Here is a 17,882-nt window from a genome sequence, read left to right as displayed (position 1 = left end):
ACATTTGATGACGTTCGGCCGCGATGGCGCTGCCAAGCGGAAGCTGGCCTATACGGCTCGAACATCGCAGGTCTTCAATTTAGTTCGTTGAACCTCAGCTGGATCTCATGCGCCGCGGTCCGCGCCAGAATAGCAATAGTCGTTCTATCGATTAGAGTCCTCACCAGAGTAGGTAGTGTCGAGAGTCCTTATCCTCGGTGTATAGTAATACTGTCGCGACTTACGCTAGGTCGCAAGACGCAACTCGAGTGCACCCATGAATAGCCTATTTGATCCGCTGCACATCCCAGATTTTCTGCAGGTATATGATCATGCCGCCTCCTCAAAAGACACGACAAGCGATCGTACTGACCACGTCAGCAAAGGTCCCCGCGTCTCCAACTTATAAGTTTGATCGCGTCTCAACGATGGCGGACAAGCGTTAGAGGAGAGGCCTCGACGAAAAGCGGCGACGTGGCCTTTTGCAAGCAGTTGCGAGAGTATGAGCCTTCGCGGTCCAACCTCCTCGAAGGCATACCCAAAATAGTGGCAGGAGTAGCATGCGATCGCTCTTTGCCATGTCTTCGAATTTGGCGTTGCAGCAGCGACGGCAGTTGGACCTGTCGTTGCGCAACACGGATACGCCGCTCAATGAAGCCAGAGATATCGGCTGAGGCTCGCAAGGCGCGAAGTACTCGCTACCTCGGCGATGATCGTGTCCACGAGCACCGCGCGCCTCAAAGCGGATCGCAAGCCAGGCGACCAGGACTTGTGCTGTCCGGGGATCCACAGCGAGAGGCCGTGCTGCGCGGCTCCCATGGCCGCTGCCTCGACGACAACCATTTGCCCCACGGCGTGACTACCGGCGCTCTTCGTGCACGAAGGGCCGGTATCTCTGTCCCGTTTCTGACAGAATGACTCCAATGCACCGATCATCGTTTCCTATCTGCGAATATTCCCTAAGCAAGAGCTTAATGCGTTTAGATGCCGCCTCGCGCGTTACCTATTTAGAAGTGACTACCCCGAGTGAGGGACACAGCAGCACTATAACAAGAGACAGCCGATGAAGATCACGAACGTTCGCACTCATGTCCTTCAAGCCGCGCTATCGGAGCCTCTCGCCTCCGCGCGTGGCTGGTACGATGCGCGTACAGCGATGCTGGTCGAAATCGAGACAGACCAGGGTGTTGTCGGGTGGGGCGAATGCTACGGACCGGCGTGGATAACGGCCGCCGTGGTCGAGAGTGTCGCGCCATGGCTAATTGGCGGGGATCCGCTGCGCACAGAGTATCTCTGGCAAATGATCTATGCGCGCCTGCGCGATCACGGCCAGAAGGGTGTCGTGATAGAGGGCCTGAGCGGTATCGATATCGCGCTCTGGGACATCAAGGGCAAGCATTTTGGCGTTCCGGTGCATCAGTTGCTCGGCGGCGCGCTGCGGACTCACATCGTCGCCTACGCAACTGGCCTCCAGCGACGCCAAGCTGAAGATCCGCCCCGGTATCTGGCCGAGGAGGCAGCGCGCTACGTCGCGGAGGGATTCTCGGCGGTGAAGCTCAAGGTCGGCTTCGGTGTGGAGGAGGATGTGGTCGCGACACGCGTCGTGCGCGAGGCGATCGGGCCGACTGTGTCGCTGATGGTGGATGCGAACCACGCCTTTGACAGCGTCGCCGCGATCCGCTTGGGCCGCATGATCGAGAAATACGATATCAGCTGGTTTGAGGAGCCGGTACCGCCAGAGGATCTTGCCGGCTATTGCGCGGTAAAGGCGGCAATCTCGATCCCGATCGCAGGCGGAGAATGTGAGTTCACCCGCTTCGGGTTCCGCAACCTGTTCGTCTCGCGCGCGCTTGATATCGCGCAGCCCGACATTTGCGCGGCCGGCGGGTTGTCCGAATGCAAGAAGATCGCCGATATGGCAGAGGTGTTCGGCGTCCGTTATAACCCGCATGTTTGGGGCACCGGGATTGCAATTGCGGCGTCGCTGCATCTGCTCGCCGTTCTGCCGCCGCACACGCGGTCGTCGCCCGTACCAGTGGCGCCGTTGCTGGAGTTCGACCGAACCGAAAACCCGCTCCGGCAAGCGATTGTCACCGAGCCCATCGAGCACACTCGTGGCATCGTCCCCGTGCCTAACGGGCCGGGATTGGGCATCGAGATCGATCGCAAGGCGTTGGCCCGATTTTCTAGGCGGTGATCAGCCGCTGCGGGCGTTCGCAGCATTGCTGATTGGCAGGGCGCTAGTCACTCTCTCACGACCCCTGCCACGCATCTGATGATCCGGGCAAGCGGCAAGCGATGCTTCTCCCGTCCTCGCTCACGTACACGATCATCCCCGGTTCCAGATCAGCATTGCGGCTGATCGAAGAACCGTCGAGCGAGATGATGACGTCGGTGGTCCGCTTAGGATCGGCTATTGCGGTACGCTACTCGTCGAACGAGCTGGCAGGTCGACGATGGCAGCATCAAGGACTGCGCGAGCGTCGGATGCCGTACTGGAATCTCTTCGCTCGTGAGCCATCGTTTCGAAAACGCCGCAACTGCGCGTCTTGCTAGCACAAACCCGAGGCTTCTGTATTTCGAGCGTTCGCACCCACAGGACTAGGGACGGCAGGCGAGCGTTAGCCGACATCTATTTGCATCGAGCTGAGAGATAATGAACGCTAGCAAATTTGGAGCAGCCGGTCGCGCGGCTATGAAAACGACGGTCGACTGTTAAGCTTGTCCGATCTCGCACAGCGTACGATGTATGTTCGGTTCATTACGCCGGTGATTGTTCGCTAATTACAGATCATTTCAACTGGCACGACCGTTGCTACAGACGTTCGTGCAGAGGGCGGCAACACTGAGAAGGGGCGGCTAATGCATTTAGGAGTACATGATCGGCGATGTTGTCGCTCCCGAAATTCAGGATGCCCATTCCTGGCGGAGATAGAATGTGGGAATAGCTAAGCAATCTTTCACGCTCGCCTGACGGGAAGCAGGACGCCTTTAGTGATCACTTTGCGACAAACTGAACAACGGGAACTGGAGCGCGGACATAGGGCACCATTGTCTAACGGGTTCGCAGGGGCGAGGAAGGAGGAATCTTTGGTATCGCCACACAAGGGCGCTGGTGACAGGCGGATGCTTCGCCCCTCGTCAGCCCTCTCGATCGACGTCGCGCTCAGCTCCACCTCTCCTCGAGGCCCCTTCCAATTGGCATGCATGGAGAGGGCGGCGCCATCCTAACGCGCGCCCCACTCTATTCGGTTGCAGGAGAATTCGATGGATCTTGTATTCACCGAGGAAGAACAAGCCTTCCGACGTCAAGTGCGGCAGTTTCTGCGCGACAATGTATCGCCGCAGGTGCAGCGGAAGATGATCGAAGGTCGCCATGTGTCGAAGGAGGAGATGGTGACATGGTGGCGCATCCTCAACAAGAAGGGGTGGAACGTTAGTCCCTGGCCGAAGGAATACGGCGGCACAGGCTGGAGTTCGGTTCAGCATTACATCTTCAGGGAGGAGCTGCAGATGTATCCGGCGCCGACGCCGCTCGCCTTTGGCGTCGGCATGGTCGGCCCTGTCATCTATACCTTCGGTAACGAGGCGCAAAAACAATATTACCTCCCGCGCATCGCAAACGTGGATGATTGGTGGTGCCAGGGTTTTTCGGAACCCGGCGCGGGCTCGGATCTCGCCTCGCTCACGACAAAGGCCGAACGCAGGGGCGACAAGTGGATCATCAATGGCCAGAAGACCTGGACGACGCTCGCGCAGCATGCCGACATGATCTTCTGCCTCTGCCGCACAGATTCTAGCGCTAAGAAGCAGATGGGCATTTCCTTCATCGTGTTCTGCTTGAATTCCAAGGGTGTGACAGTGCGTCCGATTCAGACCATCGATGGCGGACATGAGGTCAATGAGGTCTTCTTCGATGACGTCGAGGTGCCCTACGAAAATCTAATCGGCGAGGAGAACAAAGGCTGGGACTACGCAAAGTTTCTGCTCGGCAACGAACGCACCGGCATTGCGCGGGTTGGCGTCTCCAAGGAGCGCATCCGGCACATTAGGGAGCTGGCTGCAAACTTCGAAAGTGGCGGCCGGCCTATGATCGAGGATCCCAGGTTCCGGGAGAAGCTCGCCATCTCCGAGATCGAGCTGAAGGCACTCGAGCTCACGCAACTGCGCATTGTCGCGGACGAAGGCAAGCACGGTAAGGGCAAGTCAAATCCTGCGTCCTCCATGCTTAAGATTAAGGGCTCACAAAGCCAGCAGACCGCGACTGAACTCTTGATGGAGATGATCGGGCCACTCGCTGCGCCCTATAACGAACATCCCGATTCGCCGGATGAAGCGATGGACTGGATCGCGCAGATAGCGCCGAGCTACTTCAACAACCGCAAAGTCTCAATCTACGGCGGCTCCGACGAAATCCAGCGCAACATCATTGCCAAGGCGGTGCTTGGGCTCTAACCCTCTTTTAGACCGGCAAATGGGACCGGCAGGAGGTCCACATCTGTCGCCCTGGAGAAGCTTAAAATATGGACTTCAATTTGTCCGAGGAGCAGCGGCTCCTCAAGGAAAGCGTCGATGGACTCTTGACCGATGTCTACGGTTTCGACCAGCGCAAGAAATATTTGAAGGAGAAGGGCGGCTGGAGCAGAGTGGTCTGGAGCCGCTTTGCTGAGCAGGGTCTGCTCGGACTTCCTTTTGTCGAAGCCGATGGCGGGTTTGGTGGCGGCGGCGTGGAGACTATGATCGTGATGGAAGCGTTCGGCCGAGCGCTTGTGGTCGAGCCTTATCTCGCCACCGTTGTAATCGGCGGCGGCTTCCTGCGCCATGGCGGTTCGAACGTGCAGAAGGCAGCTCATCTGCCTGGGATCATTGACGGCAGCAAGACCTTTGGATTCGCGCAACTTGAAAAGAACTCTCGCTATGATCTGAATGACGTGACTACCTCCGCGAAGAAGAGCGGCGATGGATGGGTCATTGACGGCGAAAAATTTGTTGTTCTCAATGGCGAGAACGCCGACACGTTGATTGTCACCGTGCGCACCAAAGGCGCTCAACGCGATAGCAGCGGTATCGCGGTGCTTCTGGTGCCTGCCGACGCGCGAGGCATCTCCAAAAAGAGCTACCTGACCCAAGATGGGCTGCATGCCGCCGACGTGAGCTTCACAAGTGTCGAGGTGGGCAGCGCAGCTGCGATTGGCGATCCCGAGAACGCGTTGCCGCTGATCGAGCGGGTGGTTGACGACGCCCGCACCGCGCTTTGCGCGGAAGCGGTCGGCCTGATGGACGAATCGCTGAAGGTGACAGTCGATTATATGAAGACGCGAAAGCAGTTCGGAGTGCCGATCGGCTCGTTCCAGAGTCTGCAGCACCGCGCCGCCGACATGTTTGTGGCGCTCGAACAGGCGCACTCGATGTCGATGTACGCCACCATGGCCGCGGAGATCGATGATGCTGCCGAGCGCGCAAAAGCCGTCGCAGCGGCTAAAGTGCAGATCGGCAGGAGCGGAAAATTCATCGGTCAGCAGTCGATCCAGCTTCATGGCGGGATCGGAATGACCATGGCGGCTAAGATCGGCCACTATTTTAAGCGGCTGACCATGATCGAGCACACGTTTGGCGATGCTGACTACCACCTTCGTCGGGTGAGTGAGACGGGCCTCTTGGCGTGATTTGTGGCACTTTGGAAGCTAGGGCATCAGGCTATGCTTCCGTTGGAAAACAGCATACTCTAGGTGTTTAGTCCGGGCATTTGCTGGAGCAGGTTAAGTTTGAATCGCTCTTGCTGGGAAAGTCCAGCAGACGAAGTCGTAAAGTGTAGACACCTTCAGTGTCTTAAGCCGCCGAGCGTAGTTGTTGCAGTTGATGAAGTCGGCAAGGTGTGCTTTGAGCCGGTCGTCGCGGTCGTAATGATGGCCTTTTTGCTTCTTGGATCGTGCGTTCATGCGTTTGACCTAAACCATTGGTCCAAGGATGCGTGACCTGGTCGAGCCAGTGCTCGATGCGCGTTTTCGCGGCATGACATATCGACCATATGGTCGTGTACCTGCCGTCTGCACGATCGATGGCGACGTAGAGGTAGAGCTTGCCTTCAGGGTTTGGATTTGAGCGGTGTCGATCTGGATATAGCGATGGGATAAGCCTTGAACTTCTTCTTCGAGGCTTCCGCGCTAAAAAATCGCGCTCAGGCGCGGTGCTAGAGCGCAGGTTTGTCGTTGACCTCCTCGACCCTGACGCGACTCCCCACGTTGCGTAGCATTGGACTGAGACAAGCATAGGCAAGCAAGCCGGCGAGCACAACGGATTCGAGGAGAAACGGACCGGGAGGGAAAACCTCGTAAAGGCTCACCGCGAACGGCGCGAAAAGCACATTAACACCACTGATCGCCCCAATAGCTCCGGCAACACGCGCCTGCTCCTTCATCGGAACGGAAAGGGACGCGCCGACGATGAAGCCCGGTCGGCCCAAGGAGAAGCCGAGGCTCGCCAGGGCATAGCCCAGGATGGCGATGGCATGATCTGACGAGAGGGCGACCGAGACGCTGCCGAGAGAGGCCAGTCCGGCACCCCACCGCAGTAGGGCTTTCGGTGTCATGCGGAAAATGGGGATGAGGGCCCAGAGCGCAAGCAAACTGGCGAGAGCCCCGCAAACCATCGCAATCTCGATATGGCCTTGCGCTATGCGCAGCAAGTCCTCTGATGGGAGCTCAGGTAGCTCTTTGCTCGTTTTGTCGATGATAAGAAAACCCAACGTCTGTGCCAGCGCATTCTGGCAAACGAAGAGCAGGAAGCCGTAAGCGATGAAGGGGACAACGTTGGAGCGGAGCCACGGCCGTCCACGCGCCGTCTTATCACTCTGGAGCGGTGGCTTCGTCGCCAAGATCGGCGCCTCATCTAGACAGCAGACGACAATAATCAGCATTGTCGTGGCGATCAGGGCAAACGCGTACAGCGGCCCTGCGTACCCAAAGCTTCCAATGATGAAAAGTGGCGCCAGCACTGGGCCAACCACGGTGCCAAGGCTAGAAGCCCCAGCGATGCTGGATATCCACCGCGTGCGATCGGCAGGGCAGGTGCGCTCCGCGATATAGGTTTGATTCGCCGGGCTGGTAGCCGAGCCGAAGAGCCCATAGATCGCGCGACAGACGAGGAAAAATCCGAAGACAATCGTGGGAGTTGTCAAGTGGGCCAGGCCGGCGCTTACCACCAGGCCGCAGAGCGCCATGGAAACCGCAAATCCAGCAAGGCCGATGATCATGAGGGGCTTACGACCACGCAGATCAGATTGACGAGCCCAGAACGGTGAGGTCACAGCCCACAATAGGGAGGAGAGCGAGAAAATGGCCGCCACCATCCAGTCCGCGATGCCAATCGAGCGGCCGATCGACGGAAGCACTGACTGCAAGCCAGTGTTGCCAATCGCGGTGGTTATCGAAAGACAGAAGATGATAGCGAAGGCGCGGCGCGAGAGCCTGGGCATATCGGACATGTGGCGTTCTTGCTGACCCCGCTTGTTGCGAAAGTATTTGTCCGGCCGGCGTCCCACATCTGCCAAAAGGGAAAGCAAGCCATCGAAGCGCAGCTTATGAGAGTTCCGCGGCCGAATTTTCGTGTTGATCGTCCGTGCTTGCCGAACTTCGGCGTCTTAAACGTAAATTCAGGTGGAAGTCTTCTTGCCGCAGATCGGCAACGCTACATTCCATGGTACCGATACCCGTCGAATCACGGCTATCTTTCCGGTATAGTCCTCACTCCGTTACTTACTTGTTTTTGCGGCGCGGCCCTGTTGCAGCGTGACCCACGCGAACGACGAGCCATGAGCGCTTCCTGCAAAGGCGCGATTAAGTCGTGGTTTGAACGCGAACGTCTAAAGCGCTGCATGTTGGAAAGCCCGCGCCCAGCCACAACTCTTAAGGCCAGCCTATTTCAGCGCGTGCGGGTTCACAGGCGAGCCAAAGCCGCCGGTAACCTCCAGAGGTGGAGCTGCAAGCAGGAAGCTGTACCGTCCGTCGGCGGCGCAGTCGGTGGCCAGCGCCTCTAGATTGAACATCTCGCCCAGCGGCATGCCCATGTCTCGCAGCGCCAGCATGTGGAAGGCGAGGGGCATCTCTGATGCCAGACCCTCTGGATGCAGGATCTCGACAGCCATGTTGTCGGCGGCCGCAGCGGCTAGCGATTTGTCGTGAGCCCACTCGGCGCAGGTATAGCTTAGGCCTGGCTGCATTCCCATAAAGCTGCCGCGGTCTCCGTCTGCGGTGAACCACAGCATATGGCCAGTGCGCACCAAAAGGATGTCACCGGCTCCGACGCTCACGCTCTCCTTCTGGCAGGCGGCGTTCAGATCGTCGACCGTGATCGCGTAGTCGAGCGGCAGCCGCTCGACTCCCTTTAGCCGTGCGATGTCTAGGAGCACCCCGCGCGAAACAATGCCGGGGGCCGCCAGATGGTCGATGCCCATCTTGAGCGCGCCGTTTTCGGTGAGGCATTCGCGCGCGTTGCAGCCATTGTAAAGATGTCCGTTATAGTGAACATGGCCGAGCGCGTCCCATTGCGTTGAACATTGCAAGGGCATGTGGATGACGTCATCGGAGTAGCAGACGTCCGGCGCGGCGGGACTCATCGGGGTGAAAAGGTCGGTGGCGTAGACCATGGGGTTGAACCGCTTGTGTCCCAGCTGAGGCCCGTTCCGGTCGAACCGCAAACCGAGATGAAAGAGCTTGCCATCGCGCACCTCGGCGGCTGCGTTCTTCAGTGTTTCTGGCCCGATGTGGTTAAGCGTGCCGCGCTGATCGGCTTCGCCCCACCGCCCCCAGTTGCGCAGCTTATCGGCAAGATAGTCAAAATTGACGGGCCGCATGGCCGGCTCCTTGTTTAGTCGCGAAATGTTGGGCCACCTCGGACTGTTCGATGGAATGCCTCTTGGCTGGCTTGGCGGTTTTTTGTTAGTCAAACGGCGCCATCGCAAACTATTGTGTCGTCGCGAAGCGCTTCTTCTGTGTGAGAAAGTTACCGATTCGCAACAATTCTGGCCGCTTAAATCGACCGGCGTCCTGAGGAATTTCCGCGCCCAATCGCGTCGATGCGCAGCTTTCCACAAGTGTACCCCGCCTCGTGATGTGCTCAGCAACTGATGGATTGGGTGAGCGCCGTTTAGGAAATGAAAACGCAACAGCGTCTGCGGGCTCTCGCGGTCAGCAGCTGCCCATTCGCTGCAGCTGAACAGTGTCAGTCAGGAAAGCGAGATGTACGCCAGTTCCTCCGGATCGCAAAGCAACATTTGGCAGCCGTTGAGCGTCTAGAGTACCTGGACCTGGTCGCTTACGCGACCCTTGAACCTGTGAAAGTCCTTTGCGGACTGCGGCGTTACTTTGCGTGGCTTTCTAGCCGGCTCAACTCGGCTGATCGATGATATCATATTGCCGCTACGTGACATCCTCGCTCGTTGCCGATGATTGGTCTGACGATTATTTAGCGGGGTGAGGAGGAGAAACTCGTGAGAGACCACGCTAAGATCATAGGTGGAATGGCCGACAAAGCGGACCCGTTCACCAGGTGGAAGTAAGGTATGGCTTCCGGGAAATCGGATTCATAGGAGGCCGTCAGGAGCTGTGACACCGAAGTCCAAATATGGTCATCGCAAGGGTCAGGCTCGACGGCCGATAGATCCATTGGGTCAAAGCCCCGCCATCATCACGTATTTGATCTCGACATATTCTTCCATGCCGTGGCGGGAACCTTCGCGGCCAAGTCCGCTTTCCTTGACGCCGCCGAACGGCGCGACTTCGGTCGTGATCAGGCCGGTGTTGACGCCGACCATGCCCGACTCCAGTGCCTCTGCCACGCGCCAGACGCGGCCCAGATCGCGGGAGTAAAAATAGGAGGCGAGACCGAAGGGCGAAGCGTTGCACATCGCGATCACGTCGGCCTCGTCCTTGAAGCGGATCACCGGCGCAAGCGGACCGAATGTCTCCTCCTGTGACACCAGCGAGTCCGGCGTGACGTCGGCGAGCACGGTCGGCTCGAAGAACGAGCCTCCCAGCGCGGGTCGCTTGCCGCCGGTCACGACCTTGGCGCCGCGCTTAACAGCGTCCGCGATATGCCGCTCGATCTTGTCGACCGCCGCCATGTTGATCAGCGGCCCCTGCACCACGCCTTGTTCTGTCCCGTCGCCGATCTTCAGCGCCGCAACCTTCTTGGACAGCTTCTGCATGAATTCGTCGTAGATTCCTGCCTGTGCGTAGATGCGGTTGGCGCAGACGCAGGTCTGGCCCATGTTGCGGTATTTGGAGACCATGGCACCTTCGACCGCGGCCTCGATGTCGGCGTCGTCAAACACCACGAAAGGCGCGTTTCCGCCGAGTTCGAGGCCGAGCTTCTTCACGCCGACGGAGGCTTGGCGATAGAGAATTTTCCCGACCTCGGTCGACCCGGTGAAGCCGACGAAGCGCACGGCCGGGTGTTCGCAGAAGACCTTGCCGATCGACCGGGAATCTCCGGTGATGACGTTGAAGACACCCTTTGGCATACCGGCCTTCTCAGCGAGCGCGACAAGCGCCAGTGCCGAGAGTGGCGTTTCGCTGGCTGGCTTTAGCACCACGGTGCAGCCTGCGGCGAGCGCCGGCGAGACCTTGCGGGTGACCATCGAGTTCGGAAAATTCCACGGCGTGATTGCGCCGCAGACGCCGATCGGCTGTTTGATCGCAAGCAATCTTGCATCCGGGCGCGGCGAGGGTATCGTTTCGCCATAGATGCGGCGCGCCTCTTCGGCAAAGAACTCGACATAGGCGCCACCGATATCGACCTCGCCAAGCGCTTCGGAGAGCGGCTTGCCCTGCTCCGACGTCAGGATTAGCGCCAGATCCTCGCGATTGGCGACGATCAGTTCGTACCATTTGCGCAGAATGTTGGAGCGTTGCTTGGCTGTGTGCTTAGCCCATGTGAGGAACGCACATTCAGCAGCTTCCACGGCTCTCGTGCAGTCGTCGGCGGTGAGCTGCGGCACCTTGGCGAGCTCCATGCCGGTCGCCGGATTCTTCACCGAAAAGCTGGGCGGGCCGACCCAGGCGCCGTCAATGTAGCAGGCCTCCCGCAGAAGCGCCGGGTCCTTCAGACGGTCGCGCAGCATGGAGGGACCTTGCTTAGCTTGTGCGGCGGCGGTCGGGGTCATCCCGTTACTCCTGGCGGCTATCGAATCCGAGAGACCCGGACTTCCGCCGGTAGCGGAAAAAGGCCGCGCGAGACACCGCGCGGCCGAGTCAGGGAGGAAACGCCCCGAAGGGCACTGAATAGGAGCGCTGTGAGTAGATGAACTCGCTGGCAACCCCAATCCTGCACGAGACGTCGTCAACTCGTGCAAGCGAACATCGCATACTCACTTTTAGTCGAGGATTGGCGGCGTTCGCCGGCGTATCCTGCAGTTTTTATGCGAAAATCTCGCCAAGCTCGCAGCAACTGCGACTTTGAAACATTTCTCGCGAGATTGTTTGAACTTGTGTGCTGCTTATCGAGGTACATCGAGCACACCGCCCAGTGTATTCGCGCGTACCCTTGCCAGAGTCCGCTTCAGAATTTCGAAGTCAATCGAAATTAGTCAGGGCCTCGGATGAGACCGGTTCACTCCTTGCGATTGCGTTCGCGCGTCGGGGCTCTCAGTTGGCGCTCGCCGCTCGCAGCTGGATCACGTCGCTCTCCAGAAAATCGAACGCCTACGAGCAACACCTTCACCGCCTCCGGGCGGCTTCGCCGCATGCTTCGACGGTTGGCCCTCCGCAAACTCAAGGGAGCCTCTTAGCGGTTTCAGCCGAAGTTTGCTTGGGTGCCGACGTGAAGCGCAGCGTTCCCGATCGAACAGGCTGGGGCATGATCCCAGGTACCCTGCGGGACGTTTGCCCACAGACTTGGACCATTTATCAGAGTGGCACCTTCTGCCTGCCTAGTATGAACGGCAGCTTGGAGGTGGAAGTCCGCCACCCAGCTTGGTGAGGTTTAGCGAAGCGCAACGGTCGTCATCACGCCCGTCGCTCCTGAATGCGGCTGCGCTGGAAGGGACTGCTAGTGCCTGCGCCGCGCCACCATTCAGCAGCTAGAGCGCGCTTGCGGCGCGGTCGGGCACATCCTCCTTCCAGCGTACCGATCCAAACGGGCGCTCCAGCATGCGTCGGATACGAACGGGCTCCGGCCCGATATGGAAAGCCGTCGCCTGCTCATCTAACGCACGCTCCGACTGAGTCCAGCGGTTGCGTTGGCGCAAATAATCGAGCCATGTCGGGCAGTGATAGCGCTCGGTCCATAGCTCGGGGTCCGCGATGTCACGGGCAATCGACCAACCATAGGCGCCGTTGCGTTGTCGGTAGAGCTGCACATCCTGCATGAGGTTGTGGAAGGCTCGCGCATTTTCCGAGGCCACGCGATATTCGAGCTCAACCACCAGTGGGCCACTGCGGTAGGTTAACGGAAGCCGCACCTTGGGATCGGCAAGCATCTCGGCGTCCTCTCCCCGCTCGGTGATAGGCGGCATGCACAGCCAGTGCCCAAGAAGCGGTAAAAGCAGCATCAGTGCGGCCGAGATGAGCAGCGTGATATCGACACCGACAGCATCGGTGAGACGGCCCCAGCCCCAACTGCCAATTGCAAGGCCCCCGCAGAACGAAGCTTGCCAAGCCGCAAGCGAGCGGCCCGCAACCCAGCGCGGGGCGGAGAGCTGCACGCCAATGTTGAACAGCGTCCACACTATCGTCCATACGGCGCCCGCCAAAACCAGCGCGGCGGCTGTCAAGATCGCATTGTGACTGAGCGCGACCGCCGCGATCGCGCCGCTCATCGACAGTGTGCAAGCACGAACTGCAGCCTCGCCGCTCATACGCCTGCGCATCTCGCTGATGTTAAGAGCCCCGACTACTGCGCCCAACCCGAACGCACCTAGCATGACGCCGTAAGTTTGAGCGCCCCCGTGCAACAGGTCGCGAGCGACGATGGGCATTAACGCTTGGAGTCCGCTTCCGACAAGGCCGGTTATCATGGTGCGAGCTACCACGATCTTGATCGAAGGCGAATTGGCGATGTAGCGCACGCCTGAGACCATGGCGCGGCTCAGGTTTTCGCGCGGCAGCCGCGACGGTTCCGCGACACGTTTCCAGAGAAACAGCGCCACCGTCAGAGGTAGATAGAGGAATGCGTTGATTGCAAAGGCCGTGCCCGCGCCTGCTGTCGCAACAACAATTCCTCCGACCGCGGGCCCAAAGCTACGCGCGATGTTGTAGCTAATGCCATTCAGGGCAACCGCCGATGGCAGCATCTTCGCCGGAACCTGCTCGCTGACCGAGGAACTCCAGGCTGGCCCCATCAATGCCATGCCGCCGCCGACCACAAAGCAGAGCACCAGCAGCAGATTCGGTGTGGTGAGGCCCGAGAAATCGAGAGCAGTCAACGCTGTCGCGCCGCAGAGCGCGATCGAGAGCGCAACCAGTGTCACAATTCGACGATCATACATGTCGGCGATGGCGCCGGCCGGCATAGCGATCAACATGACAGGAAGCAACAAGGCTGTCTGCACCAGCGCGACTTTGTCGGCTGACGACGTCATCTCTGTCATGGCCCAAGCCGCGCCGACGCCTTGGATAAGTATACCGAGGTTCGACAGCAGGCTCGCCAGCCAAATCCGCCGGAAAGTGGGGTAACGCAGCGGCGCGGTAATTCCATCGGCGCTGGGAGTCTGGAGATCGGAAGGAGTGGTCATTTGGATTCACAGACCGTGCGCGGCAACCTGACCGAGCTCAGTATTTGTCGCGGAACGATGAAGTCAGATTGGATGAGCGGTTCTGGCCCGCCCTCAAACATCTGAACCCGTGTTGCGTGCCCATTTCGTTTTTGAGTTCGCTGCTTCTGTCGCAACCCGCAAGCCTAATATCCAGATCTAGGAATCGATTTGTCGCGCTCTGATTGGAGATCGTTCCGAGGTCTCTGACAGCTTTAGCATTGCTCCCGCAACGCAGTCATGTTCGATCCGGTCATCACGGCATAACGGCTTTCGCGTTTGCTCTCAAATCCGCGGCATCGGTTCACTTGGCTGCGATCCCGGTTGTTGGAGCAACGATGCGCCTCTACCGCAGAGCGAATTAGTATCACCAAATATATACAAGAGCGCTTGTGCGCGTTTCTCGCGTTATGCCCGGATGAGCGATGAAAAAAAGCGCGAAGCCTCAGAATAACGGTGCAAAGGCAGAAACTTCAATCCTCGTGCGGGGCCTCTACGGGGATCGCAAAACCAGCCTTTACGCGATCCATGACGACCATTGTCTTGAACCCTTTGATGTCAGGATTCTCATAAAAGAAACGTCGGGTGAATTGCTCGTAATCTTCCATAGTCCGCGCCGTAATATAAAGGACGAAGTCAGCGTCCCCAGTGACGTAGAATCCGTTGACGACCTCAGCCGACGCCTTGATCGCCTTCTTGAACCTGTCGATGATGTCTGCGCGCTCACGCTCGAGACTTACGAGCACGAGCATCTGAATAGGCCGTCCCACCGCCTTTGCCGAAACAATCGAGACGTCGGCCTCGATGATGCCGGCACAGCGGAGCCTTTTCAAACGCCGTTGGCACGCAGTAGCGGAAAGCCCAGCAAGTTCGCCGATGATTTCAGATGTCAGGCGATTGTTCTTCTGCACAATCTCCAGGATGCGGGCGTCTGTTCGGTCGTATTGCATAAATCAGGCTCCAGGTGAATTCCGCTGCAAAGTGGCAAGGTCCTGCAGGAAACCGTCCACGCGATGGTTAAAAGCGACGCAAATCTGTCGTTGACATTAGTATCCTGATTGTCAGCAGAATTTCAACAAGATGACCGCCAAGGACTTCGAAATGGTTTTCCAAGCTGCCCGGCCCAACAGTCTCCCTCATGTCGGGCTAGCTAAGGGGCATCTCGAGAATCTGCGGCGCCGAGATTTTGTCGTGGGGAGCGCTCTGATCGATGGGCGCTGGATTGGGGGCGACCAAAGAGACGTTGTCATCGATCCGGCAACTGGCGAAGTGATCGCCGAAGTTGCTCGTTGCGGCGCCGCAGATGTGAATCTTGCGATCGACGCAGCGCAACGATCTTTTGCTCAATGGCGAGAGCTGCTGCCAGAGAAGCGGGGTGCGATTCTCAGGACTTGGGCCTCGTTAATGCTCGCCCATGCGGAGGAGCTTGCCGTCCTCCTAACTTGCGAGCAGGGCAAGCCGCTCGCGGAAGCAAGGTCCGAAATTGGATATGGTGCGGGATTTCTCCAGTGGTTTGCCGCAGAGGGAGAGCGCACCTATGGCGAGACGATCCCAAGCCATAAGCCTGGAAGTGTGCTTCAAGTAAGGATGCAGCCCGTCGGCGTTGCGGCGGCAATCACTCCTTGGAATTTTCCTGTCGCCATGATTACGCGAAAGGCGGGGGCCGCCATGGCAGCTGGCTGCCCGGTCATCGTGAAGCCTGCGCCCGAGACGCCGCTTTCGGCTCTTGCGCTGGCGAGGTTGGCTCAAGAGGCTGGGGTTCCGCCCGGTGTATTTCAAGTGCTCGTCGGCAATCCAATCGAACTCTCAAAGCCTCTGTTGCGGGATGCAAGGGTGCGAGCCCTTTCGTTCACGGGGTCTACAGAAGTCGGTCGTTTGTTACTGCAGGGGGCGGCGCAGACGGTAAAGAAAGTCTCTCTCGAGCTCGGAGGGCATGCCCCCTTCATTATCTTTGACGATGTCGATCTCGATAAGGCCGTTAAGGGGGCTATGGCCGCAAAGTTTGCCACGTCGGGGCAGGACTGCTTGGCGGCCAATCGCATCTATGTACAAAGGCGCATTTATAGCGCCTTTGTCGAAAAGTTTGCGGCGGCAATCACCCGGCTCAAAGTTGGTCACGGGTTGGAGTCTGCGACTGATATCGGGCCGATGACGAAGTCGTCCGTGGCCGAAAAGTGCAGGGCTCAGATTAATGACGCCCTGGCAAAAGGGGCGCGGGTTATTTCTGGGAAGCCAGACCGCGTGTTCGGGCAGAACTTCGTCTGCCCAACATTGCTGAGCGATGTCACTGACAACATGCTCATTTCGAGCGAGGAGACATTCGGCCCGGTGGCCGCAGTACTTCCGTTCGACTCCGAGGAGGAGGTTCTGGCCCGAGCCAACTCCAGTGAAATGGGCTTGGCCGCCTACGTCTACACCGACAGCTTGCGTCGAGCGCTGCGACTTTCTGAGAACATCGAGTACGGAATGGTTGGCATCAATACGGCCTCATTCACTGGGCCGCCAATTCCGTTTGGAGGTTGGAAGCAATCCGGCCTCGGTCGCGAAGGTTCCCGACATGGCATTCAGGAATACATGGAACTGAAATACGTCTGCTTCGGCGATCTGGTCGATTAGGAGAAATGGTATGAACGATATCAAGACGATCGCCGAAAAAGATCGCGCGACTGTTCTGCACCCCTTCACCCAACTTAAGGAGTTTGCTACCGGCAAAATTGGTGATCCGACAATCGTCACCGGCGGGAAGGGTATTCGCATCGAAGACGCCAAGGGACATAGCTACATCGATGGCTTTGCTGGTCTTTACTGCGTCAATATTGGGTACGGCCGGACCGAGGTGGCCGAGGCGATTGCGCGGCAGGCCTACAAATTGGCCTACTACCATACATATGCTGCCCACACGACCGACGAGCTGGCTATTCTCTCGGATCGCCTCGTGCGAATGGCGCCTGGTAAACCAAGCAAAGTCTTCTACGGGCTATCCGGATCAGACGCCAACGAGACCCAGGCTAAGCTTGTCTGGTATTACAACAACTTGCGCGGTCAGCCCAAAAAGAAGAAGATTATCTCGCGCGAGCGCGGTTACCATGGCTGCTCAGTCGTTTCCGGCTCGATGACCGGCATGTCGTTCTACCATGATCATATGGACCTGCCCTTTCCGGGTATCTTGCACACAGGCGCGCCCCACCACTACTGGGGTGCCGAGCTAGGTGAGACGGAAGAGGCTTTCTCTCGTCGACGTGCGGCTGAGCTAGAACAGATGATCATGCGTGAGGGGCCGGAAACGATCGGCGCCTTTATTGCTGAGCCGGTGCTGGGTACAGGAGGGATCACGCCGCCGCCCGACGGTTATTGGCGTGAAATTCAAGCGGTGCTGCGACGCTACGACGTTCTTTTGATCGCAGATGAAGTGATTTGTGGATTTGGTCGCACCGGCGCTGAGTTCGGCAGCACTCTTTATGGGATGGAGCCCGACCTTGTAACAGTGGCCAAGGGGCTGACCTCCGGTTACATGCCACTCTCGGCGGCAATCGTTGGCGAGAGGGTCTATGCAGTGATGGAAGAAGCCGCGGATCGTGTCGGCGCATTCTCCCACGGCTATACTTATTCAGGCCATCCGATCGCGGCCGCAGCTGCTAACGCCGTCCTCGATATTGTGCAGAAGGAGCAACTAAGCGAACGGGCGAGAACCGTTGGCGCGCATTTCTTGAAGCGGCTCAAGGAGCGGTTTGCGCAGTTGGAGATTGTCGGGGAGGTAAGAGGCGTAGGCCTACTCGGTGCCGTAGAGTTCGTCGCGGACCGCCAGACGAAACGACGTTTTGATCCGCAGCTCAAGCTGGGCGCCCGCATCTCCAAGGCGGCGCGCGACAGGGGGCTTATCGCGCGAGCAATGCCGCACGGAGACATTCTAGGTTTCGCTCCACCTCTCGTCGTTTCCGAACATGAGGTAGATGAGATCGTTGAACTCGCCTATCGCGCGACGAAGCAAGTGATGGACGAGCTTACGAAAGAAACGGCAATTTAAACCGGTTCCTGTATTCCGATCTGAAATCGGCCGTCTCTCCAATTCGCTGATCTTCCTCGGGTGCCGGAAGGAGAGGGGCTGGCGTCGCGAAGCAAGGGGCTGCCGAACCGCTCAATAGCACTCCCGGGCAGC

10 protein-coding genes are annotated in these 17,882 nt (G+C 58.5%); 5 read left to right on the top strand and 5 right to left on the bottom strand.

All coding sequences use genetic code 11. The features are described from left to right. Window positions 1–1,042 precede the first annotated feature (1,042 nt). The 3 genes from XH88_RS35870 (at window position 1,043) to pimD (ending at window position 5,645) form a co-directional block, all read left to right on the top strand. Window positions 1,043–2,176, top strand: coding sequence for a mandelate racemase/muconate lactonizing enzyme family protein (locus XH88_RS35870; protein WP_271672898.1), 1,134 nt, complete (start codon window positions 1,043–1,045; stop codon window positions 2,174–2,176). Between the two features lie 1,070 nt (window positions 2,177–3,246). Beyond that, window positions 3,247–4,434 (top strand): pimeloyl-CoA dehydrogenase large subunit, encoded by a 1,188-nt coding sequence (gene pimC / locus XH88_RS35865; protein ID WP_271672897.1) that lies wholly within the window; start codon window positions 3,247–3,249, stop codon window positions 4,432–4,434. 68 nt (window positions 4,435–4,502) lie between these two features. Beyond that, a complete protein-coding gene (pimD, locus tag XH88_RS35860) occupies window positions 4,503–5,645 on the top strand; it encodes a pimeloyl-CoA dehydrogenase small subunit (protein ID WP_271672896.1) in 1,143 nt (380 codons plus the stop codon). A gap of 524 nt (window positions 5,646–6,169) precedes the next feature. Here the strand turns inward: pimD and XH88_RS35855 are convergent. The 5 genes from XH88_RS35855 to XH88_RS35835 form a co-directional block, all read right to left on the bottom strand. Next, window positions 6,170–7,462: an MFS transporter gene (locus XH88_RS35855; protein WP_271672895.1), complete on the bottom strand. Its 1,293-nt coding sequence runs from the start codon at window positions 7,460–7,462 to the stop codon at window positions 6,170–6,172. A gap of 432 nt (window positions 7,463–7,894) precedes the next feature. Next, window positions 7,895–8,830, bottom strand: a complete 936-nt coding sequence (locus XH88_RS35850; protein ID WP_271672894.1) for a cyclase family protein — start codon at window positions 8,828–8,830, stop codon at window positions 7,895–7,897. 816 nt (window positions 8,831–9,646) lie between these two features. Next, entirely contained in the window at window positions 9,647–11,140 is a 1,494-nt protein-coding gene (locus XH88_RS35845) for an NAD-dependent succinate-semialdehyde dehydrogenase (protein ID WP_271672893.1), read from the bottom strand. A 915-nt stretch (window positions 11,141–12,055) separates the two neighbouring features. Beyond that, window positions 12,056–13,708 carry an MFS transporter gene (locus tag XH88_RS35840; RefSeq protein ID WP_271672892.1) on the bottom strand — a complete coding sequence of 551 codons (1,653 nt, stop codon included), beginning with the start codon at window positions 13,706–13,708 and terminating at the stop codon, window positions 12,056–12,058. 491 nt (window positions 13,709–14,199) lie between these two features. Then, entirely contained in the window at window positions 14,200–14,676 is a 477-nt protein-coding gene (locus tag XH88_RS35835; RefSeq protein WP_271672891.1) for an Lrp/AsnC family transcriptional regulator, read from the bottom strand. Between the two features lie 151 nt (window positions 14,677–14,827). On the opposite strand from XH88_RS35835, the gene XH88_RS35830 reads away from it, so the two are divergent. Together XH88_RS35830 and XH88_RS35825 are read left to right on the top strand one after the other, a co-directional pair. Then, a complete protein-coding gene (locus XH88_RS35830; protein ID WP_271672980.1) occupies window positions 14,828–16,342 on the top strand; it encodes an NAD-dependent succinate-semialdehyde dehydrogenase in 1,515 nt (504 codons plus the stop codon). A gap of 10 nt (window positions 16,343–16,352) precedes the next feature. Further along, window positions 16,353–17,750: an aminotransferase gene (locus tag XH88_RS35825; RefSeq protein ID WP_271672890.1), complete on the top strand. Its 1,398-nt coding sequence runs from the start codon at window positions 16,353–16,355 to the stop codon at window positions 17,748–17,750. Window positions 17,751–17,882 lie beyond the last annotated feature (132 nt).

Origin of the sequence: Bradyrhizobium sp. CCBAU 51627, from assembly GCF_028128765.1 — a bacterium.
Taxonomy (GTDB): domain Bacteria; phylum Pseudomonadota; class Alphaproteobacteria; order Rhizobiales; family Xanthobacteraceae; genus Bradyrhizobium.
The sequence above is the reverse complement of the archived record's forward strand: the minus strand, read 5'-3'. Positions and strand labels throughout refer to the sequence as shown.

Coding starts and splice junctions, on each gene's coding strand:
- XH88_RS35870 (WP_271672898.1), top strand. CDS start 1,043: ATGAAGATCACGAACGTTCGCACTCATGTCCTTCAAGCCGCGCTATCG.
- pimC (WP_271672897.1), top strand. CDS start 3,247: ATGGATCTTGTATTCACCGAGGAAGAACAAGCCTTCCGACGTCAAGTG.
- pimD (WP_271672896.1), top strand. CDS start 4,503: ATGGACTTCAATTTGTCCGAGGAGCAGCGGCTCCTCAAGGAAAGCGTC.
- XH88_RS35855 (WP_271672895.1), bottom strand. CDS start 7,462: ATGTCCGATATGCCCAGGCTCTCGCGCCGCGCCTTCGCTATCATCTTC.
- XH88_RS35850 (WP_271672894.1), bottom strand. CDS start 8,830: ATGCGGCCCGTCAATTTTGACTATCTTGCCGATAAGCTGCGCAACTGG.
- XH88_RS35845 (WP_271672893.1), bottom strand. CDS start 11,140: ATGACCCCGACCGCCGCCGCACAAGCTAAGCAAGGTCCCTCCATGCTG.
- XH88_RS35840 (WP_271672892.1), bottom strand. CDS start 13,708: ATGACCACTCCTTCCGATCTCCAGACTCCCAGCGCCGATGGAATTACC.
- XH88_RS35835 (WP_271672891.1), bottom strand. CDS start 14,676: ATGCAATACGACCGAACAGACGCCCGCATCCTGGAGATTGTGCAGAAG.
- XH88_RS35830 (WP_271672980.1), top strand. CDS start 14,828: ATGGTTTTCCAAGCTGCCCGGCCCAACAGTCTCCCTCATGTCGGGCTA.
- XH88_RS35825 (WP_271672890.1), top strand. CDS start 16,353: ATGAACGATATCAAGACGATCGCCGAAAAAGATCGCGCGACTGTTCTG.